This is a genomic window from Allobosea sp., assembly GCF_030694325.1.
GTDB lineage: Bacteria > Pseudomonadota > Alphaproteobacteria > Rhizobiales > Beijerinckiaceae > Allobosea.
In genome coordinates this window covers 1-19,426 of sequence record NZ_JAUXYO010000187.1, presented here as the reverse complement: position 1 = coordinate 19,426, position 19,426 = coordinate 1, and the positions used below count along the sequence as shown (strand labels likewise).

Sequence of the window (19,426 nt, the reverse complement as noted above, 5' to 3'; positions counted from 1 at the left end):
AGAACTCGCTGTAGCCGGCGCGCAGCCGGCCGGTCAGCTCATGCACGTTCCAGTTCGACTGGATGTCGAGTTCGCCCTCATGGCGGCTGAAGGGCGAGCCCTTGCGTGTCGATCCGGCGGTGCGCTGCGGGTTGGTATCGTAGCCGACGCTGTTGGTGAGCGCGGGCCGGAGAACGACGCTGCCGAGCCGGAGGCCGAGCGGCGCATAGGGGTCCTCCTGCGTTGTCGGGGCACGCCGGGGCGGCGGCGGTGCGGGCGGCACGGCCGGCAGGCCGGTGACGGTGGGTGGCGGGGCACGGAACTGACGCTGGGTGACGCCGCGCACGCTGCTGCCGCTCACGGAGCGGCTGGCATAGGGCGGGGCCCGGTTCGAGATCGCCGAGGGCTGGGAGCGGATCAGGCCGGCGGGATCTCCGAGAACGTCAGGGGTCGCGGGGACAGCCACGGGATCCCGTGGCGGCTGCTGGGCGACATAGGCCGGAACGGTCGGGCGCAGGGGTGTCCGGCGCGTCTGCTGGGCCGAGACGATCGTCGTCGCCAGCACGAGGCTGGCGGCGGCGACGCCGGGCAGGAGCAGGGTGACGCGGGTAGACACGGGGCTCGGTCGCTCCAGGCATGAGCTCTGACGCGCCCGGCACGGCGCGCATGGTTAACGGAGTTAGAACGAAGGGGGTTAACGGCCCGTCAATGCCGCGCGCCGGCCAGCGCGGCGTCTGATGCTGCCGGTGACGGCCAAAGCTGGCGAGCCGGCGGCCGCCTGTGCTAGAGCCCGCGCCATGACAGCCGATATCCGCGCCTCCGCGCTCCGCACCATCGCGACCGAGCGCGCCGGCCTCGACATCCTCCATGATGCCCTCGCCGATGGTCTTGGCGATCCCTTCGCCGCCGCGGTGGCCATGATCCGGGCCGCGGGTGGGCGGGTGATTATCTCGGGCATGGGCAAGTCCGGCCATGTCGGGCGCAAGATCGCGGCGACGCTCGCCTCGACCGGCACGCCCGCACATTTCGTCCATCCGGCCGAGGCCAGCCATGGCGATCTCGGCATGGTCCAGCCCGAGGACGTGGTCATCGCGCTGTCCTGGTCGGGCGAGACGGCGGAACTCGCCGCCATCGTCGCCCATACGCGGCGCTTCCGCGTCGGGCTGGTCGCGATCACCGCCAATGCCGACAGCGCGCTCGGCCGCGAGGCGGATGTGACGCTGCTCCTGCCCAAGGCCGAGGAGGCCTGCCCGAACGGGCTCGCGCCGACGACCTCGACGACGATGCAGATAGCGCTGGGCGATGCGCTGGCGGTGGCGCTGCTCGAGGCGCGCGGCTTCTCGCGGCAGGACTTCTTCGTCTACCACCCGGGCGGCAAGCTCGGCGCACAGCTCAAGACGGTCGCCAGCATCATGCATCGCGATGCGGCGCTGCCGCTCTGCGGGCTCGATGCGGCGATCGCGGACGTGGTCGCGCTGATCTCGGAGAAGGGCTTCGGCTGTGCCATCGTGGTCGATGCGGAGGGCGTGCTGGCGGGCGTCGTCACCGATGGCGATCTGCGCCGCAAGCTGATGCGCGGCGGTCCGGCCCAGCGGGCGCGGGACGTGATGAGCGCCAATCCCCGCCGCATCGCCCCCGATGCGCTCGCCGGCGAAGCGCTGGAGATGGTCAACCGGCTGCGCATCACCGCGCTGATCGTCGCCGATTCGGACCAGCGGCCTGTCGGGCTCGTGCATGTGCACGATCTCTTGTCGCTCGGGGTGGCTTGAGTTTGCTCTGAACCGCGTCGTCATCCCGGGCTTGCCCCGGGATCCATCGGAGGGCTCCGGAGCTCTACGATGGATCCCGGAGCTGCACCGCTTCGCGGCTTGTCCCGGATGACGCAGTGGTTCCGAGCCAGACGATCCTCGGGCGAATCCTTTCACCCCCGCTGCGGATCGTTCTCGATCAGGATCGGATGACCGTGAGGCGTCGCTTCCGCCGCCCGCGCCCAAGAGGCCGCCAGCGCATCGACGCCGTCATGGGAGGCGAGGCCTTTCTCGATGAGCAGGTGCTCCAGCGCCTCGCACCAGCGCTCGTAATAGTCCGAGCCGTCGCGGCAGCCGCCTTTGGCCAGCGCCTCGCTAATTTCCGCGCCCAGCGCCTGCGCCCATTCGTCCGCCGTGAACACGCCGCGCTCCTGCAGCTGCACGACGAGCGCGAAGACCATCGCCTGCCAGGGCTCGGCGAAGACCGGGCCGCCGGCATCGCGCGGGATCGGCGTGTCGCCGGCAAGCGTCGCGAGGTCACGCGGGTTCAAGATAGCTCTCCCAGGCCTCGATCGAGACGGTCGATGTCGGATCGGCGTCGCGGCCCCAGAGTTCGGGGCCGGTAAAGACGACGGTGTAGAGCCACTGCGCCGATTCCGGCAGACCCTGCGCGCCGGTGTCGGGAAAGACATGGCAGCCGGTGATCCGCTCGATGACGCCCTGCTTGCCGCGGGCATAGCGCGGCAGGCGGGTGTGGTGCTGCGGGTGCATCACCCGCGTCCGCACCGCATCGCCCACCGCAAAACGGGCCGGCGCCTCCGCCTCGCGCTCATAGGGGAAGCCGCGGCGCAGCACGGTCGCGACCTCATCTCCCTTCAAAACGCGCTTGGGCGTCTTCGCCGGCGCGAGCGGCTTGCCCTGCTGCAGCTCTTCGGGCGTGACGAAGCCCTGCTCGACCAGCATCCCGTTCAGGCCGGCGAGCCAGATCTCGTAATAGGAGGATGAGAGATACTGCGCCGGCGGCAGGCTCTCGCGCGCCGCGCGGATGCCGTCGATCGTCCAGGCGCCCATGGCGCCGGCGGCGACATTGATCGCCAGCACGCGCTTCTCCCATTCGGCATGGAAAATCGGCTCGTCAATTTCGGGCTGGACTGCGCCGAAGCCCATCTGCCCGCCGAGATCCTGGGCGCCGTTCATGACGCATCCTCCCCCTCAGCATCTTGCACCCGCGGCAGCCCGGTGCCGATCATCGCATCGCGGTTGACGATTGTAGCGAGCTTCTCCTCCGACCACCCCTCGGTGCCGGCCGGACGCATCGGGATGACGAGGAAGCGCGTCTCGGCGGTCGAATCCCAGACGCGGATGCGCTGGCCCTCCGGCAAGGTCAGTCCGAAATCGGCCAGCGTGCCGCGCGGGTCGAGCACCGCCTTGGACCGGTAGGGCGGGGATTTGTACCAGACCGGCGGCAGGCCGAGCAGCGGCCACGGATAGCAGGAGCAGAGCGTGCAGACGATCAGGTTGTGTTCTTGCGGGGTGTTGAAGCAGGCGACGGTGTGCTCGCCGCCGCGCCCGCCGAAACCGAGTTCTGCGACGGCGGCCGTGCCGTCCGCCTTCAGCCGCGCCGCGAAATCGGGATCGACCCAGGCCCGCGCCACGACGCGGGCGCCGTTGCGCGGGCCGATCTTGGTCTCATAGGTGTCGACGATGGCGTCGAGCGCGGCGGGGTCGACATAGCCCTTTCCCACCATCAGCGATTCCAGCGCCTTCACCCGCGCCTCGATGGAGGTGAAGTGGTTGTCGTGATCGTGGTCGTGATGGTGGTGGCCGCTCATGCCGCTCTCCCTTCGGACTTCAAGACCTCAGCCCTTACGCGATCCGGACCCGCGCCGCGCGCTCGAACCGCGTCGCGACGGCGATCAGCGACTTGTCGGAGCCCTTCGGCCCGAGCAGCGACAGGCCCAGCGGCGCACCCTCGCGCCGCGCCACCGGCACGCTCACCTGCGGGAAGCCCGAGAGGCCGCCGAGGCAGAGCAGGCGCAGCGCGCGGTTGCGGAAATCATCGAGCTGGTCCTCTGGCGCGCTGACCAGCGGGGCGATGTCGGGCACCGTCGGCAGGATCAGCACGCCGTCCTGGCCAAGCAGCTTGGACAGCCGCGTCCGGAAGGCCTTGCGCACGGCCTCACCCTTGGCGTGGTCGGCATCGGTGATCGCCTTGGAAAAGGCGAAGCGCTCGGCGACACCGGGCCCCAGCGGCATGGCGAGACGCTCGATCAGCGCCCCGTCGGCGGCCCAGGCCTCGCGGCCCTGCAGCCAGCGGAAGGCCCAGTAGAGCGCGTCGAGATCGCGCACCGCCTTCACATTCTCAGGCTCGCCGAGCTGCGGCACGATGCGCTGGACGACGTTGCGCAGGATCGTCTCGGCCTCCGGCACGGCCTGGGCGAAGAGGTCGTCGGCGAGCAGCAGGCGCGGGGCCAGCGGCAGGGAGACCTTGTCCGCGCCCAGCAGCACCTCGCCGACGCGGGCGAAGACCTCGCCGTCGCGTGCGAACCAGCCCGCGGTGTCGAAGGAGTCCGCCAGCGGCCAGGCCCGCTTCAGCGAGATCCGGCCATGGCTGGGGCGGATGCCGAACAGCCCGCAATAGCTCGCCGGCGCCCGCACCGAGCCGCCCGTATCGGAGCCGAGACCGATATCGGCGAGCCGTCCCGCGACCGCGGCCGCCGAGCCCGATGAGGAGCCGCCGGTGATGCGGTCGGGCGCCGCCGGGTTGATCGGGGAGCCGAAATGCGCGTTCTTGCCGTTGAGCGAGAAGGCGAGCTCGTCGGTATGGGTCTTGCCGACGAAGCGGGCCCCGGCCTCCAGCAGCGCCTTCACCACCGGCGCGGTCTTGGTCTTGATGCCGGACTGGGCCAGCACCAGCGGCGAGCCGGCGCCGGTCGGATAGCCCTTGACGTCGTAGAGGTCCTTCACCGCCAGCGTCAGCCCCGCGAGCGGGCCGGTCGGCGCGTGTTTCACGGGCGCCTGCGGATAGGGAACGAAGCAGCGGAACGGATCGTCGAAGAGCATCGTCGTCACCCCCTAGCAGCCTTTGGCATCACCGTCGGAGCGCGGATCATGCGCTGCCTCGACATGCCCCTTCGGGTGCTTCACCAGCATGCCCGCATGGCCGAACTGGTCGGAATAGGCTTCCGAATACTCCTCGACCGGGTGTCCGGCGCCGGTCAATCGCGCAAGCAGCATCGGGTCGAAGCGGCTTTCGAGCTTGAGCGAGATCGATCCTGCCCCCCAGGTCCGGCCGAAGAGCCAGCGCGGCGCATCGACCGCCGCTGCCGGCCCCGCGCCGAAGCGATAGCGCGTCAGGATCTGCGCCTGGAACTGCGGCTGGCCGTCCCCGCCCATCGCGCCATAGGAATTGATCCGACCGTCGTCGAAGCGGGCGAAGGCCGGGTTCAGCGTGTGGAAGGGCTTGCGGCCCGGCTGCAGCGGGTTCAGCGCCTTGGCGTCGAGCGAAAAGGACACGCCGCGGTTCTGCCAGTTGATTCCGGTGCGCGGCAGAATGCAGCCCGAACCGTATTCCCAGTAGATCGACTGGATGTAGGAGACGGCGAGCCCCGAGCCGTCGATCGCGCCCATCCAGACGGTGTCGCCATCGCCAGTCTTGAACGGCCAGGCGGCGGCGCGGCGCTTGTCGATCGCCGCCGCCTCGCGGGCGAAGACCGCCTCGCTGAGCACGCTCGCGGGATCGACGGTTGCGAAGGCGGGGTCTGTGACGATGCGGTCGCGGATGGCGAAGGCCCGCTTGGTCGCCTCGACGAGGCCGTGATGGTAGTCGAAACCGTCGGCACGGGCGACCCCGAGCTGCTCGAAGATGCCGAGGATCAGGAGCGAGGCGACGCCCTGCGTCGGCGGCGGGCAGTTGTAGACGGTCAGCCCTGGCAGCCTGATCGAGAGCGGCGCGACGAAGCGGGCCTTGTAGCCCTCGAGGTCGGCGCGGGTGACGGGGGCGCCGATGCGCTCCAGGTCGGTGGCAATCTCGCGGCCGACATCACCGCGGTAGAAGTCCGAGAGCCCCGCCGCCGCGATCTGACGGAAGGTCTCGCCCAGCGCCTCGGGCTTGCGCCGCGCCCCGGCCTTGGGCTGCTCCCCGCCCGGCCAGAAGAACTCGCTGAAGCCGATCGCCTCCTTCACGGCCTCGACCTGCTGCGGCCATGTCCGCAGTTCGGAGGCCGAGATCTCGTAGCCCTCGCTGCAATGGCGGATCGCATCCGCCAGCAGGTCCTTCAGCGGCATTGTCCCGCCCAGGCTCTTCGACAGCGACAGCGCCGCCTCCCAGCCGCCGATCGCGCCCGCGACCGTGACGGCGGAATCGGGCCCGCGCGAAGGAATGACGTCATGGCCCTTGTCGCGATAGCGCGCGATGGTGGCGAGCGCGCCGGCCGGGCCGCAGGCCTCGACCGCATGGACCTTGCCGCCGGGCTCGTGGATCAGCCAGAAGCCGTCGCCGCCGATCGCATTCATATGCGGGTAGACGACCGAGATGGTCGCAGCCATGGCGACCATGGCCTCGATGGCGTTGCCGCCCTCGGCGAGAATGGCGCGGCCGGCCTCGGAGGCGAGGTGGTGGGGCGCGGCGGCGGCGGCCGAACCGAAGACAGGCGTATCGATCATCAGGGTCTTTTCAAGCTCTGCGGGACGGGCCATCTCGGGCGGAGGGCGCGATTTTGTTGCATGCCAAAGCCGGCTTCGCTAGAGCTTGCGCCGGAAATGTCGCTGCGCCCACGCGCGGTTAGCGAGGATTGACAGCATGGCCGCAAGGCAGACCAACTGGCGCACCCTCATCATGGTGGTTTCGCTCGGCATCCTGATCGCCGTCGAACTCTTCGGCGTCGCGCTCGCTTCCGGTTGGGCGCTGGCCGGCCTGTTCGAGCTCGGCCCGATCGTCGGCTATGTGCTGATGGCCTTGTTCTCGGGTTTCGCGGCCTATGGCCTGCTCAATCTGATGCGGCGCGTGATCAAGGTCGAGCGGCTGAGCGAAGGCGGCTGAGTCCGCCTCACGGGCAGGTGCGCAGGATCACCGGATCCGCTTCGGGCGGAAGGTAGTCCCCCATCGGCCGGCAGCGTCCGGCGCTGCAGATTTGCCAATCGGCCGTCGCTCCCGAGCGGCGCATGACGATCTCCCGCTGCGGTGGCAGTTGCGGGGTCCAGCGCCAGAATCCGTCGGCGAGCCTGGCTTCCGGCGGCGCCTCCATGCCGGCGCCCGAGCCCTGTATCCGCGCCTCCGCCATCACGAGCCCGGCCGGCGTGTCCCGCCAGACCTCCTCCCACAGCGTCTTCTGGACCGAGTGACGCCAGGAGAGTGTGATCTCGCTTGCTCCGAGCGAAACCGCGAGGGCACCCGCCGCCAGGCAGAGGCTCATCGCAGCGCCACTCAGGCCGCCGCGGCGCGGTCGGCCGTCCGGGCGCGCCAGAGATGCACGCCGATCAGCAGCGCGGCGAGGCCGAAGCCGATCTCGTCGGTGATCGGCAGCGCCAGCACGAGCGAGGCGGCGGCCGCGGCCGCCAGGGCTCGCTCCCACAGCGCCATGTCGCGCTTCAAGAAGCCGATCGTCGCCGCGCCCCAGAGCGTGATCGCCAGCAGCGCTTTGCCGATGATGTAGGCGGCACCGAGCGCGTAGGCGAACCCGGTGACGCCCTGCACCGGCTGCAGCATCAGGGCGGGATCATAGACCGCCATGAAGGGGATGACGAAGCCCGCCATCGCGATCTTCACCGCCTGGAACGAGATCTTGAAGCCGGATTCCTTGGCGATCGGCGCCGCCGCGAAGGCTGCCAGCGCGACCGGCGGGGTCAGGTCCGCCATGATGCCGAAATAGAACACGAACATGTGGCTGACGATCAGCGGCACGCCGAGTTTCAGCAGGATCGGCGCGGCGATGGACGAGGTGATGATGTAGTTCGGGATCGTCGGGATGCCCATGCCGAGGATCAGGCTGACGATCATGGTCAGCACGAGCGCCAGGAACAGCGACTTCTCGCCCACGGCGACGACCGCATTGCCGAAGATCGTGCCGACGCCGGTCAGCGTCATCGTGCCGATGACGAGGCCGACCACGGCGCAGGCCACGCCGACGGGGATGGCCTGGCGCGCCCCGTCGGCCAGCGCCTCGCGACAGGCGGCGACCGTCTCCGTGCCGCCGCGGGTGGCGAGGCTGGCCAGGACGAGCAGCAGCACGACCCCGACCATCACCAGGATGCCGTACCAGAAGAAGAAGGCGCAGAGCAGCCCGAGGCCGACCCAGAACAGCACCCGCAGCGCGATCGGCCCGATGCCCAGCGCCAGCGAGCCGCCCAGGATCAGCACGACGGTGAGCGCCAGCCCGACCGAGCCCGAGAAGAGCGGCGTGTAGCCGGAGAACAGCAGGTAGACGAGCACCGCCAGCGGCGCGATCAGATACCATTTCGTCGCCAGCGCCTTGCCGGCGCTGGGCAGTTCCTCGCGCGGCAGGCCGACCAGCCCACGCTTGCCGGCCTCGAGATGCACCGCGAGGAAGGCGGCCGTGTAGTAGAGGATCGCCGGCACGATGGCAGCCTGGACGATGTCGGCATAGGGCACGTCGATGGTCTCGGCCATGATGAAGGCGACCGCCCCCATCACCGGCGGCATGATCTGGCCGCCCATCGAGGCGGTGGCCTCGACGCCGCCCGCGAAGGCGGGGCGATAGCCGAAGCGCTTCATCAGCGGAATCGTGAACTGGCCGGTCGAGACGACATTGGCGACGCCCGAGCCGGAGATCGTGCCCATCAGCCCCGAGGAGAACACGGCGACCTTGGCCGGGCCGCCGCGGGCGCTGCCGAACAGCCCCATGGCGATGTCGGTGAAGAGCTGGATCATCCCCGCGCGCTCGAGGAAGGAGCCGAACAGGATGAAGAGGAAGATGAAGGTGGCGGAGACGCCCGTCGGCGTGGCGTAGATGCCCTCCGTGCCGAAGGACATGTGCTCGATGACCTGCTCCAGCGAATAGCCGCGGTGGTTGAGCGGCGCCGGCAGCCACTGTCCGAACAGGCAATAGGCGAGAAAGAGGCCCGAGACGATGGGCAGGGCCGGCCCCATGAAGCGCCAGCAGATGACGAACAGGACCGTGATCGCCGTGATGCCGACGACGAGGTCGGCCGGCGTGACCTCGCCGGCGCGCGCCACCAGCTCCTCGTAGAGAACCCAGTGATAGAGGCCGATGGCGAAGCCGATGCCGGCCAGCGCCCAGGCCGAGAAGACGGCGAGCCGGCCATGGCTCTTGTGCTGGGCGAGCAGGCCGCCGGCGACGAGGCAGAGGAAGCCGACATGCAGCGTCCTCAGGATCTGGTTGGGCAGCGAGCCGCCGAAGCGGGCGAGCAGCTCGACGACGACGAGCATCGGCAGGAAGGCAAGCAGCATCTCGAGCCAGGGCCGGGAGCGGGCGCCCTGGACCAGGATCGCGACAGCCCAGGCCGCCATGGTGAGACGCAGCCCGTCGACGAGGGTGACGCCCGCGACGCGGTGGTCGAGCGGGACGTTGAAGGCGGTGGCGATCTGGAACAGCGAGAAGGCGACAGCAATCCAGAAGAGCAGGCGTCCCTGCCAGCCGGCGCCGAAACCGGGGGGAAGGCCGTGCTCCGGATCGACCGGCACGGCCGGTGTCTGGGCATGGATGCCGCCGATGTCCGGCACGGCCAGGGGCTGCGTCTCGTCTTTGCTCATCGTCGTCATCCGCTCAGAGAAAAGGCGGGGCCAGACATGCCGGCCCCGCCCATCGATCGCCCGTCGGTTCGGCTCAGGAGCCGACCTTCAGACCCTTTTCCTTGAAGTAGCGCGCCGCACCCGGATGCAGCGGGATCGGCATGCCCTCGAGCGCGCCTTCGAGCTTGATCGAGCGCGCAGCGGCATGGGCGGCGCCGAGATCTCCGAGGTTCTCGTAGATCGCCTTGGTCATTTCGTAGACGGTCTCTTCCTTCATGCCCTCATGGGTCACGAGGTAGTTCATCACCGCCGCGGCCGGGACCGCCGCCGTCTGGCCGGTATAGGTGTTGGCGGGGATCGTCGCCTTGACGAAGGGGGCGCCGGCCTTCTCGACGGCGGCGGCCGGAACCTCGACCACGACGATCTCGACCGAGGTCGCGAGGTCACGGAGCGAGGCGACGCCGAGGCCGGCCGACTGCAGGGTGGCGTCGAGCTGGCGGTTCTTCATCAGTTCGACCGATTCGGCGAAGGGCAGGTACTCGACCTTGCCGAGATCCTTGTAGCTCATGCCGGCCGCGGCGAGGATCGCGCGGGCGTTGAGCTCGGTGCCGGATTTCGGTGCGCCGACCGAGAGGCGCTTGCCCTTGAGATCGGCCAGGGTCTTGATGCCGCTGTCCTTGGACGCGACGATCTGGACGTAGTTCGGATAGATCGCGGTGACGCCGCGCAGCTTCTTGAGCGGAGTCTTGAAGCCCGCTTCCTCGTCGCCCTTCCAGGCGGCGGCGAGCGAGTCGCCGAGCGTGAAGGCGATTTCGCCCTTGGCCTGCTGCAGCAGTTGCAGGTTCTCGACCGAGGCCTTGGTGGCCTGCACGGTCGGGCGGACATTCTTGATCTTGTCGCCGTAGATCTTCGAAAGCGCGACGCCGAGCGGGTAGTAGACGCCCGAGGTGCCGCCCGTGAGGACGTTGACGAAGTCCTGAGCGCGCGCGCTGGCGGGCGCCAGCGCGATGAGGGCCGCGGTGGCGATGCCGGCGAGACGCCGGCGGGACGTGATCCGTTGCATGCTAACCTCCCATTAGGCAGCCGGCCTCGTGGCCGGTCTCCCTTCCCTTGTAGATCAGGCGCAAACCAAAATGGAAGGCAGGAAGCCGGCAAGGGCGGCAATTTGCTCCGGCCAGGCGATGTTTTCGCCATGATTGGCCGGCATTCGCGAGGGGGCTCCGGCCCGGTTGCCCTTGCGGCCGGGACGGGCTAGCCCCAATTCCAGCGACCGTCCCTCCAGCCGAACGAGCCCGTCTGCCATGGCCTCCAGCGCCCGTCCGCCCCGCCCCGACCGCCGCCTGCTGCTGGCCGGAGCCACTGCGACAGCGGCCCTGGCCGCGCTCGGATTCTCGCCGGAGGCACTGGCCCAGCAGGGGCTGCGCCTTGGCGAAGGTGAGAGCTTCGATTTCGAGGCGCTGAAGCAGCGCGCCCGCGAAATGGCGTCGCGCCCCTATCAGGCGCCGCCGAGCCCGCGGCCCGACGTGCTTGAGCGGATCGATTACGATGCCCATGGCAAGATCCGGTTCAAGCCGGAGATGGCGCTCTGGGCGGACGGTCCTTCGTCCTGGCCGGTGACCTTCTTCCATCTCGGCCGCTACTTCCAGAAGCCGGTGCGGTTGCATGTCGTCGAGGGCGGCCGCGCCCGCGAGATCGTCTATGACGAGAGCTATTTCGAGATGCCCCCGGATTCCCCGGCGCGCGAACTGCCGCGGGGGGCGGGTTTCGCCGGCTTCCGCTTCCAGGAGAGCCGCACCGGGCATCCCGGCCGCAAGGGCGAGAAGCTGGAGTGGCAGAAGAACGACTGGGTCGCCTTTCTCGGCGCCTCCTATTTCCGCGCCATCGGTGAGCTCTACCAATACGGCCTGTCGGCGCGCGGCCTGGCCATCGACCCGGCAGTCGGCGGCAAGGCCGAGGAGTTCCCGGACTTCACCCATATCTGGCTGGAGACGCCGCAGCCCGGCGCCGAGCATGTCGTCGTCTATGCCCTACTGTCGGGCCCGAGCGTGGCCGGCGCCTATCGTTTCCGCATGCATCGCGGCAAGGGCGTGACGATGGAGATCGAAACCAAGATCCATCTGCGCCGGGATGTCGAGCGGCTCGGCATCGCACCGCTGACCTCGATGTACTGGTATTCCGAGAAGGCCAAGGCCAGCGCGGTCGACTGGCGCCCCGAGGTCCATGATTCCGACGGTCTCGCGCTCTGGACCGGCGCGGGCGAGCGGGCGCTGCGGCCGCTGAACAACCCGCCGCGCACCATGGCCTCCTCCTTCATCGACGAGAATCCGCGCGGCTTCGGGCTGGTGCAGCGCGACCGCGAGGTCGGGCATTATCTCGACGGCGTTTTCTACGAGCGCCGGCCGAGCCTCTGGGTCGAGACGCAAGGGAGCTGGGGCAAGGGCGCGGTCCAGCTCATCGAGATTCCGACCGACGACGAGATCCACGACAACATCGTCGCCATGTGGGTCCCGGCCGGCCCGGCGAAGGCCGGCGCCACCTACGCGCTGCGCTACAAGCTGCACTGGCTCGCCGACGAGCCGTTCCAGAGCGATCTCGGCCGCGTCGTCGCCACGCGGCTGGGCAATGGCGGCCAGCCCGGCACGACCCGGCCCAAGGGCGTGCGCAAGTTCATGGTCGAGTTCAAGGGGCCGGCGCTGGAGGCCATCCCCTTCGGCGTCAAGCCCGAGGTCGTGCTCTCCGCCTCGCGCGGCTCGTTCTCCTATATCTTCGCCGAAGCCGTGCCCAACGACGTGCCGGGCCACTGGCGCGCCCAGTTCGACCTCACGGTGGATGGCACCGACCCGGTCGAGATGCGCTGCTTCCTGAAGGCGGGCGACACGGTGCTGACCGAGACCTGGCTGTATCAGTATCTGCCGTTCTGAGGCGGCAGACGCTTGCTAAGCTGCAGCGGTCGGCTGGCCGACGACCGTCCTTGCCTCTGCCTCGCCGTAACATTATATCATCTCACATGGCTCGCCCGCACACCCATCCTGTTTCCCACGCCGTCCCGCAGGCTCCGGGCTGGTCGCTGCTGCGACTCTCCGCGCTGGGGCGCATGGGTCTGGCGGCCGGCGTGGTTACGCTGCTCTGGATCGCGACCTTCGCGGTGATCGCGTGACACAGGAAACGACTGCCATGTCCGCCATCCGCCTGACCGATCTGACGCTGGGCTATGATCGGCATCCGGCCGTTCACCATCTCTCGGGCGAGATCGCCACGGGCAGCCTGACGGCGATCGTCGGCCCCAACGGCGCCGGCAAGTCGACCCTGCTGAAGGGCATCGCGGGGGCTTTGTCTCCGCTCGACGGCGACATCGCCGTGGCGCGTGGCCGACGCCTTGCCTATCTGCCGCAGCAGGCCGAACTCGACCGGTCCTTTCCGATCCATGTCTATGATCTGGTGGCGATGGGGTTGTGGAACCGCGCCGGCATCTTCGGGCGCATCGCGGGCGGGGCCGCCGCCAAGATCGAGGCCGCGATCGCCGCCGTCGGGCTCGCCGGCTTCGAGCGCCGGCCGATCGGTGCGCTCTCCGGCGGCCAGATGCAGCGTGCGCTCTTCGCGCGGCTCCTGCTGCAGGACGCCGACATCATCCTGCTCGACGAGCCCTTCACCGCCATCGACGCCCGCACCACCGCCGATCTGCTGGCGCTGGTGCAGCGCTGGCACGGCGAGAGCCGGACCGTGATCGCCGTGCTCCACGACATCGACACCGTGCGCCGCGCCTTTCCGCAGACCCTGCTGCTGGCCCGCGAAAGCATCGCCTGGGGAGATACGGCCGAGGTGCTGACCGCCGCCAACCTGCTGAAGGCGCGCCGCATGGTCGAGGCCTTCGACAGCCACGCGGCGCCGTGCGAGCGCGACGCGGCGTGATGCTGCCCAACCATTGATGTCTCCTCAGCCCTCATCCTGAGGAGCGCTCCACAGGAGCGCGTCTCGAAGGATGCTCCAGTGTGTGCGGGAGCCTCCTGGAGCATCCTTCGAGACGCCGCTTCGCGGCTCCTCAGGATGAGGGCTGAGAAGGCTGAGAAGAAAAAGCCGATGCTCTACGACCTCTTCATCGGCCCCTTCGCCGAGTTCGACTTCATGCGCCGGGCGCTGGTCGGCGTGGTCGCGCTGTCGGTGTCGGGCGGCGCGATCGGCGTGTTCCTGATGCTGCGCCGGATGAGCCTGACCGGCGACGCCATGGCTCATGCGATCCTGCCGGGTGCCGCGATCGGCTATCTCGTCGCCGGTTTCTCGCTCCCGGCGATGACGCTGGGCGGGCTGGCGGCCGGCTTCGCGGTGGCGCTCGCGGCCGGCGCCGTGGCCCGCGTCACGGTGATCAAGGAGGATGCCTCGCTCGCCGCCTTCTATCTGATCTCGCTGGCACTCGGCGTGACCATCGTCTCGCTGCGCGGCTCGGCGGTCGACCTCTTCCATGTCCTCTTCGGCAATGTGCTGGCGCTCGACGACGACGTGCTGATCCTGCTTTCGGGGGTGGCGACGGTCTCGCTCATGACCCTCGCGGCGCTCTATCGCCCGCTGGTGATGGAATGCGTCGATCCCGGCTTCCTGCGCTCGGTCAGCCGCTCCGGCGGGCTGGTCCATCTCACCTTCCTCGGCCTCGTCGTGCTCAATCTGGTCGCCGGCTTCCATGCGCTCGGCACATTGCTGGCGGTCGGGCTGATGATGCTGCCGGCCGCCGCCGCGCGCTTTTGGACCGCCGACATCACGCGCCTGATCCTGCTCGCCAGCGGTTTCGGCATGGTGTCCGGCTATGCCGGGCTGGTTTTGTCCTATTCGGCGGGCAGCAATCTGCCGGCGGGACCGGCGATCATCCTGGCGGCGGGCGCGCTCTCTCTCGGCTCGCTTCTGCTCGGCACGCAGGGTGGGCTCGCCCGTCGGCTCTTGCCGCGGCGCCATCTTCGGGCGTAGTGATGTTATAGTGTTTCACTGCTGCTGGAGGCTTCCATGCCCAACCGTCGCGCCCTTCTCGGCGCCCTCGCCGCCGGGCTCATCCTCGCCCAGGCACCGCTCGCCGCCACCGCACAGGAGAAGCTGCCCGTCGTCGCGAGCTTCTCGATCCTCGGCGACTTCGTAAAGGAGGTCGGCGGCGACCGCATCGCGCTGACCACGCTGGTCGGCCCCAATGGCGACGCCCATGTCTATTCGCCGACGCCCGCCGACGCGAAGGCGATGGCCGGGGCGAAGCTCGTCGTCGTCAACGGCCTCAAATTCGAGGGCTGGATGACGCGCCTGATCAAGTCCTCCGGCACCAAGGCGACGATCACGACCGCGACCACCGGCATCACGCCGCTCGAAGAGGCTGACGACCACGGCCACGGCAAGAAGGGCCATTCCCACGCCCACGATCATGGCGGTGTCGATCCGCATGCCTGGCAGAGCGTCGCCAACGCGAAAACCTACGTCGCCAACATCCGCGATGCGCTGGTGAAGGCCGATCCGGCGGGTCAGGCGGCCTACGAGGCCAATGCGACGCGCTATCTCGCCCAGCTCGATGCCCTCGAGGCCGAGATCAGGGCCGCGATCGCGCGCATTCCGGCCGATCGCCGCAAGGCGATCACCTCGCACGACGCCTTCGGCTATTTCGTCAAGGCCTACGGCGTCGAGTTCGTCTCGCCGCAAGGCGTCTCGACCGAGGCCGAGGCCTCGGCCAGGGATGTCGGCCGCATCATCCGGCAGATCAAGGCGGAGAAGATTCCCGCCGTCTTCCTCGAGAACGTCACCAATCCGCGCCTCGTCGAGCGGATCGCCAAGGAGAGCGGCGCCAAGGTCGGCGGCCGAATCTTCTCGGACGCGCTGTCGGACGCCACCGGCCCGGCCGGGACTTACATCGCGATGATGAAACACAATATAAGCCAGATTGAAACGGCGCTCGCCGCCGGCCCGGCCTGAGAGGCATCTGGACCCCAACCGCGACATCATCCCGGACAAGCCGCGCAGCGGCGCCGATCCGGGATCCATTCCTGACCCGTTCCGGAATGGATCCCGGCTCTCCGCTTCGCCGCGGCCGGGATGACCTGCGAGGATGTTGGATCCGATGGTGTCACTGGACCGCCTCGTTGAAGCAGGATCGACCATGTCCGAGAAAATTCCCGTCACCGTGCTCACCGGCTATCTTGGCGCCGGCAAGACCACACTGCTGAACCGCATCCTCACCGAGGATCACGGCAAGAAATTCGCCGTCATCGTCAACGAGTTCGGCGAGGCCGGCATCGATGGCGACCTCGTCGTCGGCGCCGACGAGGAGGTCTTCGAGATGAACAACGGCTGCATCTGCTGCACCGTGCGCGGCGACCTGATCCGCATTCTCGACGGGCTGATGAAGCGCAAGGGCAAGTTCGACGCGATCATCGTCGAGACGACGGGCCTCGCCGACCCCGCCCCCGTAGCCCAGACCTTCTTCGTCGACCAGGATGTCGGTGACGCCACAAAGCTCGACGCCGTCATCACCGTGACCGACGCGAAATGGCTCAAGGATCGGCTCGAGGACGCGCCGGAGGCCAAGAACCAGATCGCTTTCGCCGACGTCATTGTGCTCAACAAGGTCGATCTGGTGACGCCCGAAGAGCTCGCCTCGGTCGAGGCCGCGATCCGCGCCATCAACCCCTATGCCAAGCTGCACAGGACGGAGCGCTGCGCCCTGCCGATCGACCAGCTGCTCGATCGCAACGCCTTCGATCTCGACCGCATCCTCGACATCGAGCCGGATTTTCTCGAATCCGGCCATCACCACCATCATTCGGATGAGGTGCGCTCGATGTCGTTCACCATCCCCGGCGATGTCGACCCCGAGAAGTTCATGCCCTGGATCAACGATGTCAGCCAGGCGCAGGGACCCAACATCCTGCGCTCCAAGGGCATCCTCGCCTTCAAGGGCGAGCCGCGCCGCTTCGTCTTCCAGGGCGTCCACATGATCCTCGACGGCGATCTCCAGCGCGACTGGAAGGAAGGCGAGACCCGCTCCTCGCGCCTGGTCTTTATCGGCCGCGACCTCAACGAGAACGAGCTGCGCCAGGGTTTTGAAGCCTGCGCGGCGTGAGCCGTCTGTCATCCCGGGGCGCGGCGCAGCCGCGAACCCGGAACCCACGACGGGGCGAGCCCGTCCGGCTGCTGATGACCTCTCACCCAGTCGTGGTTTCCGGGTTCGACCCTTCGGGCCGCCCCGGAATGACAATGGTTTGCGAAACACGCGGTCGAAGCTAAAGCGTTGCCCATGAACACGACCACCGCCCCCCTCTCGCTGCGCGAGCATGTCGTCCCCGTCGAGGCCGGCGCGCATGTCGTCGGTGCCCATTGGCTGAAAGCCACGCTGGCCCTCGCGCTCGCCGACGGCCGCGTGCTTCGTTGGAGCGACGGCGCGCTCGACTCAGCTGAGGTCCATGCCGGCGGCGTCCTCTGCACCTGCAGCGATGGCGAGCGTCTGATCACCGGCGGCGATGACGGCCGCGTGGTCGCCACCGTGGCCGACGGCACCTCCATCGAGATCGCGCGCGACGAGAAGCGCCGTTGGGTCGATGCGGTGGCACTTTCGGGCTCCGGCAGCATCGCCTGGAACACCGGCAAGACGGTGCATGCCCGTGACGACAAGGGCCGGGTCCGCTCGCTCGATGTCGGCACGACGCCGCAGGGGCTCGTCTTCGCGCCCAAGGGCTACCGCGTCGCCATCGGCCAAATGAACGGCGTCAGCCTCTGGTATCCGGCGACGGAGACCAAGCCCGAATTCCTCGAATGGAAGGGCGCCCATCTCGACGTGATGTGGTCGCCGGACGGGCGCTTCGTCGTCTCCTCGATGCCGGAGAACGCGCTGCATGGCTGGCGGCTGGGCGAGAAGCCGAGCCATATGCGGATGACCGGCTATCCGGCCAAGCCGCGCTCGCTGTCCTGGTCGCATGACGGGCTCTGGCTGGCCTCGAGCGGGGCCGATGCCGCGATCGTCTGGCCCTTTCAGGGCGAGGGCCCGCAGGGCAAGGCGCCGCGCGAATGTGGCGCCCGCCACGCCAAGGTCACCCGCGTCGCCTTCCACCCCAAGGCGCTGGTGCTCGCGGTCGGCTATGACGATGGCTGCATCCTGATGATCCGCCTGACCGACGCCTCCGAACTGCTGGTGCGCCCGGCCCTGCGCGGCAGCGGCATCACCGCCTTCGCCTGGGACAAGGGCGGCAAGCGCCTCGCCTTCGGCACGGAAGACGGCAAGGCCGGCGTGCTGACCCTGCCGGCGGCCTAGAGCGCGGCGATGCGCTTCGGGCTCTTCGGCAAGGGCGGCCCCGCCAAGAGCGAAGCGACGGCTCAAGGAGCCCGCATCAAGGCGCTACTACGGGAGATCGCCGGCCTCCCGGAGGAGGCTGCGATCGCCGTCAACGAGATCCTCTGCGCCGATCCCGCCTGTCCCGGCACCGAGACGGTGATCCTGGTGATGAACCCGGGCGAGAAGACCAAAGCCTTCAAGCTGGCCATGGCGATGGCGGAGGTGACGCCCGAGGCGTTGCGAGAGGCGCTATCCGCCAGTGCATGATGCAGCGGCAGCGGCGGCCGATATCCCATGATCTCAACCCGTGACGCCGTCATCCTGACACAAGGCTGGACGCCGCGCCCTAAACTCCGGCAGCATTCTTCGCAGCCTTGGACCCCGCCCATGCCGCCCCGCTCGCCCAGGACGATCACCCTTTCGCGCGAGCAGGCGCGGCGGCTCTGGCTGCAGGCCCAGCGGCTCGATACCAGCGAGCCCTTCGGCGCGGGAGCGCAGGCCACCAAGGCGGCGGTCGAGCATCTCGGCTATGTCCAGATCGACACGATCAACGTCATCGAGCGCTGCCACCACCACATCCTGTTCAGCCGCATCCCCGCCTATGAGCGGGGCCATCTCGCGCAGGCCCAGTCGGTCGACAAAAGCGTCTTCGAATACTGGACGCATGCGCTCTCCTATGTCCCGGCGCGCGACATCCGCTTCTTTCTCGGGGCGATGAAGGCGCATCGAGCCGAGCCGCGGCGCTGGTCGGCCGTCGGCGGGCGCGACGAGGCGCGCAGGCTGCTCGCCCGCATCCGCAAGGACGGGCCGCTGACCATCCGCGACATCGACAGCGACGTGCTGGTCGAGAAGGCCCATCTCTGGGCGAGCAAGAAGCCCTCCAAGGGCCTGCTGGAGCGCGCCTTCTACGATGGCGACCTGGTGATTTCGGCCCGCGCCGGCATGCTCAAGACCTATGAGCTGACGGACCGGCATTTTGGCTGGGAGAAGCGCCCGACGCCGGCCTCGGAGCGGCAGGTTACGACCTACAGGCTCGACCGGGCGCTGCGGGCTCAGGGCGTCGTCAGCCTCGATTCGATCTGCCATCTCGATGCGCCCAGCAAGGCGGCGGTGGCGGAGCTGATCGAGGCCCGCGTGAAACGCCGCGACCTGATGCCGGTTGGAATCGAGGACTCGACCGTACCGCACTGGATGCCCCGCGAGGCGCCGGATCCCGAGGCGCCGCAGCCCGACCTCGTCCACATCCTCTCGCCCTTCGACCCGCTGATCATCCAGCGGCGGCGGCTAAAACTGTTCTTCGGCTACGACCACGTCTTCGAAGCCTATGTGCCCAAGCCCAAGCGCCAGTTCGGCTACTTCACCCTGCCGGTGCTGGTTGGCGACGAGGTGGTCGCAGCGATGGACCTGAAGACCGACCGCACTGCCGGCAAGATGCTGATTCAATCCTGGCACTGGATTGGCCAGGGCAATGCCGCCGAGCATAAGGCAGCGATCGAGGAAGAACTGGGCCGGTTCGAGCGGTTTCAGTTGGGGGAATAGCCGACAGTGCTGTGATCGCCTTCTCCCCTTGTGGGAGAAGGTGCCCGAAGGGCGGATGAGGGGTTTGTCTCCGCGCGCTCGTCGCCCGTCGCTAACGCTCCGGTCGCGCAACCTGCGGTTGCGAACCCCTCATCCGGCGCTTCGCACCACCTTCGCCCACAA

20 protein-coding genes are annotated in these 19,426 nt (G+C 68.7%); 11 read left to right on the top strand and 9 right to left on the bottom strand.

What is annotated here, in order from left to right; translation table 11 throughout:
- A partial coding sequence (locus Q8M82_RS11940) for an outer membrane beta-barrel protein (protein ID WP_305691571.1) occupies positions 1-595 on the bottom strand: 595 nt, incomplete at its 3' end.
- 181 nt (positions 596-776) lie between these two features.
- On the opposite strand from Q8M82_RS11940, the gene Q8M82_RS11935 reads away from it, so the two are divergent.
- Positions 777-1,748, top strand: coding sequence for a KpsF/GutQ family sugar-phosphate isomerase (locus Q8M82_RS11935; RefSeq protein ID WP_305691570.1), 972 nt, complete (start codon positions 777-779; stop codon positions 1,746-1,748).
- A 152-nt stretch (positions 1,749-1,900) separates the two neighbouring features.
- Here Q8M82_RS11935 and Q8M82_RS11930 read toward each other — a convergent pair whose 3' ends face one another.
- From Q8M82_RS11930 to Q8M82_RS11910, 5 genes are read right to left on the bottom strand one after another with little or no spacing between them, the layout of a single operon-like run.
- A complete protein-coding gene (locus Q8M82_RS11930; RefSeq protein WP_305691569.1) occupies positions 1,901-2,278 on the bottom strand; it encodes a nitrile hydratase accessory protein in 378 nt (125 codons plus the stop codon).
- The gene (nthB, locus tag Q8M82_RS11925) at positions 2,265-2,924 is read right to left on the bottom strand and encodes a nitrile hydratase subunit beta (protein WP_305691568.1); all 660 of its coding nucleotides are present in this window, start codon (positions 2,922-2,924) and stop codon (positions 2,265-2,267) included. Before nthB ends, Q8M82_RS11930 begins: the two co-directional genes overlap by 14 nt.
- Positions 2,921-3,559, bottom strand: coding sequence for a nitrile hydratase subunit alpha (gene nthA / locus Q8M82_RS11920; protein ID WP_305691567.1), 639 nt, complete (start codon positions 3,557-3,559; stop codon positions 2,921-2,923). Before nthA ends, nthB begins: the two co-directional genes overlap by 4 nt.
- 34 nt (positions 3,560-3,593) lie before the next feature.
- Positions 3,594-4,790, bottom strand: coding sequence for an amidase (locus Q8M82_RS11915; protein WP_305691572.1), 1,197 nt, complete (start codon positions 4,788-4,790; stop codon positions 3,594-3,596).
- Between the two features lie 12 nt (positions 4,791-4,802).
- A complete protein-coding gene (locus Q8M82_RS11910) occupies positions 4,803-6,392 on the bottom strand; it encodes a gamma-glutamyltransferase family protein (protein ID WP_305691566.1) in 1,590 nt (529 codons plus the stop codon).
- A gap of 136 nt (positions 6,393-6,528) precedes the next feature.
- Here Q8M82_RS11910 and Q8M82_RS11905 point away from each other — a divergent pair, with 136 nt between their 5' ends.
- Positions 6,529-6,768: a hypothetical protein gene (locus Q8M82_RS11905; RefSeq protein WP_305691565.1), complete on the top strand. Its 240-nt coding sequence runs from the start codon at positions 6,529-6,531 to the stop codon at positions 6,766-6,768.
- Between the two features lie 7 nt (positions 6,769-6,775).
- Here the strand turns inward: Q8M82_RS11905 and Q8M82_RS11900 are convergent, their stop codons facing one another.
- From Q8M82_RS11900 to Q8M82_RS11890, 3 genes are all read right to left on the bottom strand, one after another.
- Positions 6,776-7,141 carry a DUF1850 domain-containing protein gene (locus tag Q8M82_RS11900; protein WP_305691564.1) on the bottom strand — a complete coding sequence of 122 codons (366 nt, stop codon included), beginning with the start codon at positions 7,139-7,141 and terminating at the stop codon, positions 6,776-6,778.
- An 11-nt stretch (positions 7,142-7,152) separates the two neighbouring features.
- Positions 7,153-9,459, bottom strand: a complete 2,307-nt coding sequence (locus tag Q8M82_RS11895) for a TRAP transporter permease (protein WP_305691563.1) — start codon at positions 9,457-9,459, stop codon at positions 7,153-7,155.
- 73 nt (positions 9,460-9,532) lie between these two features.
- Positions 9,533-10,501: a TAXI family TRAP transporter solute-binding subunit gene (locus Q8M82_RS11890; protein ID WP_305691562.1), complete on the bottom strand. Its 969-nt coding sequence runs from the start codon at positions 10,499-10,501 to the stop codon at positions 9,533-9,535.
- 238 nt (positions 10,502-10,739) lie between these two features.
- On the opposite strand from Q8M82_RS11890, the gene Q8M82_RS11885 reads away from it, so the two are divergent.
- The 9 genes from Q8M82_RS11885 to Q8M82_RS11845 all read left to right on the top strand — a co-directional run bounded on the left by Q8M82_RS11885 (position 10,740) and on the right by Q8M82_RS11845 (position 19,264).
- The gene (locus tag Q8M82_RS11885) at positions 10,740-12,359 is read left to right on the top strand and encodes an OpgD/OpgG family glucan biosynthesis protein (RefSeq protein WP_305691561.1); all 1,620 of its coding nucleotides are present in this window, start codon (positions 10,740-10,742) and stop codon (positions 12,357-12,359) included.
- A gap of 86 nt (positions 12,360-12,445) precedes the next feature.
- On the top strand, positions 12,446-12,595 hold the full coding sequence (locus Q8M82_RS11880) for a hypothetical protein (RefSeq protein WP_305691560.1): 150 nt from the start codon (positions 12,446-12,448) through the stop codon (positions 12,593-12,595).
- 17 nt (positions 12,596-12,612) lie between these two features.
- Entirely contained in the window at positions 12,613-13,347 is a 735-nt protein-coding gene (gene aztA / locus Q8M82_RS11875; RefSeq protein WP_305691559.1) for a zinc ABC transporter ATP-binding protein AztA, read from the top strand.
- A gap of 168 nt (positions 13,348-13,515) precedes the next feature.
- On the top strand, positions 13,516-14,391 hold the full coding sequence (locus Q8M82_RS11870) for a metal ABC transporter permease (RefSeq protein ID WP_305691558.1): 876 nt from the start codon (positions 13,516-13,518) through the stop codon (positions 14,389-14,391).
- A 36-nt stretch (positions 14,392-14,427) separates the two neighbouring features.
- Positions 14,428-15,372 carry a metal ABC transporter substrate-binding protein gene (locus tag Q8M82_RS11865; RefSeq protein WP_305691557.1) on the top strand — a complete coding sequence of 315 codons (945 nt, stop codon included), beginning with the start codon at positions 14,428-14,430 and terminating at the stop codon, positions 15,370-15,372.
- Between the two features lie 184 nt (positions 15,373-15,556).
- Positions 15,557-16,519, top strand: a complete 963-nt coding sequence (locus tag Q8M82_RS11860; RefSeq protein WP_305691556.1) for a CobW family GTP-binding protein — start codon at positions 15,557-15,559, stop codon at positions 16,517-16,519.
- 174 nt (positions 16,520-16,693) lie between these two features.
- Positions 16,694-17,704, top strand: a complete 1,011-nt coding sequence (locus Q8M82_RS11855; RefSeq protein ID WP_305691555.1) for a WD40 repeat domain-containing protein — start codon at positions 16,694-16,696, stop codon at positions 17,702-17,704.
- A gap of 9 nt (positions 17,705-17,713) precedes the next feature.
- Positions 17,714-17,992, top strand: a complete 279-nt coding sequence (locus Q8M82_RS11850; RefSeq protein ID WP_305691554.1) for a hypothetical protein — start codon at positions 17,714-17,716, stop codon at positions 17,990-17,992.
- 120 nt (positions 17,993-18,112) lie between these two features.
- Positions 18,113-19,264, top strand: a complete 1,152-nt coding sequence (locus Q8M82_RS11845) for a winged helix-turn-helix domain-containing protein (RefSeq protein ID WP_305691553.1) — start codon at positions 18,113-18,115, stop codon at positions 19,262-19,264.
- The last annotated feature ends 162 nt before the right edge of the window (positions 19,265-19,426 follow it).

What these genes read in the sequence shown, in the direction of transcription:
- aztA (WP_305691559.1), top strand. Translation starts at nt 12,613, where the DNA reads ATGTCCGCCATCCGCCTGACCGATCTGACGCTGGGCTATGATCGGCAT.
- Q8M82_RS11895 (WP_305691563.1), bottom strand. Translation starts at nt 9,459, where the DNA reads ATGAGCAAAGACGAGACGCAGCCCCTGGCCGTGCCGGACATCGGCGGC.
- Q8M82_RS11865 (WP_305691557.1), top strand. Translation starts at nt 14,428, where the DNA reads ATGCCCAACCGTCGCGCCCTTCTCGGCGCCCTCGCCGCCGGGCTCATC.
- Q8M82_RS11850 (WP_305691554.1), top strand. Translation starts at nt 17,714, where the DNA reads ATGCGCTTCGGGCTCTTCGGCAAGGGCGGCCCCGCCAAGAGCGAAGCG.
- Q8M82_RS11860 (WP_305691556.1), top strand. Translation starts at nt 15,557, where the DNA reads ATGTCCGAGAAAATTCCCGTCACCGTGCTCACCGGCTATCTTGGCGCC.
- Q8M82_RS11855 (WP_305691555.1), top strand. Translation starts at nt 16,694, where the DNA reads ATGAACACGACCACCGCCCCCCTCTCGCTGCGCGAGCATGTCGTCCCC.
- nthA (WP_305691567.1), bottom strand. Translation starts at nt 3,559, where the DNA reads ATGAGCGGCCACCACCATCACGACCACGATCACGACAACCACTTCACC.
- nthB (WP_305691568.1), bottom strand. Translation starts at nt 2,924, where the DNA reads ATGAACGGCGCCCAGGATCTCGGCGGGCAGATGGGCTTCGGCGCAGTC.
- Q8M82_RS11905 (WP_305691565.1), top strand. Translation starts at nt 6,529, where the DNA reads ATGGCCGCAAGGCAGACCAACTGGCGCACCCTCATCATGGTGGTTTCG.
- Q8M82_RS11900 (WP_305691564.1), bottom strand. Translation starts at nt 7,141, where the DNA reads ATGAGCCTCTGCCTGGCGGCGGGTGCCCTCGCGGTTTCGCTCGGAGCA.
- Q8M82_RS11890 (WP_305691562.1), bottom strand. Translation starts at nt 10,501, where the DNA reads ATGCAACGGATCACGTCCCGCCGGCGTCTCGCCGGCATCGCCACCGCG.
- Q8M82_RS11915 (WP_305691572.1), bottom strand. Translation starts at nt 4,790, where the DNA reads ATGCTCTTCGACGATCCGTTCCGCTGCTTCGTTCCCTATCCGCAGGCG.
- Q8M82_RS11935 (WP_305691570.1), top strand. Translation starts at nt 777, where the DNA reads ATGACAGCCGATATCCGCGCCTCCGCGCTCCGCACCATCGCGACCGAG.
- Q8M82_RS11880 (WP_305691560.1), top strand. Translation starts at nt 12,446, where the DNA reads ATGGCTCGCCCGCACACCCATCCTGTTTCCCACGCCGTCCCGCAGGCT.
- Q8M82_RS11885 (WP_305691561.1), top strand. Translation starts at nt 10,740, where the DNA reads ATGGCCTCCAGCGCCCGTCCGCCCCGCCCCGACCGCCGCCTGCTGCTG.
- Q8M82_RS11845 (WP_305691553.1), top strand. Translation starts at nt 18,113, where the DNA reads ATGCCGCCCCGCTCGCCCAGGACGATCACCCTTTCGCGCGAGCAGGCG.
- Q8M82_RS11910 (WP_305691566.1), bottom strand. Translation starts at nt 6,392, where the DNA reads ATGATCGATACGCCTGTCTTCGGTTCGGCCGCCGCCGCCGCGCCCCAC.
- Q8M82_RS11870 (WP_305691558.1), top strand. Translation starts at nt 13,516, where the DNA reads ATGCTCTACGACCTCTTCATCGGCCCCTTCGCCGAGTTCGACTTCATG.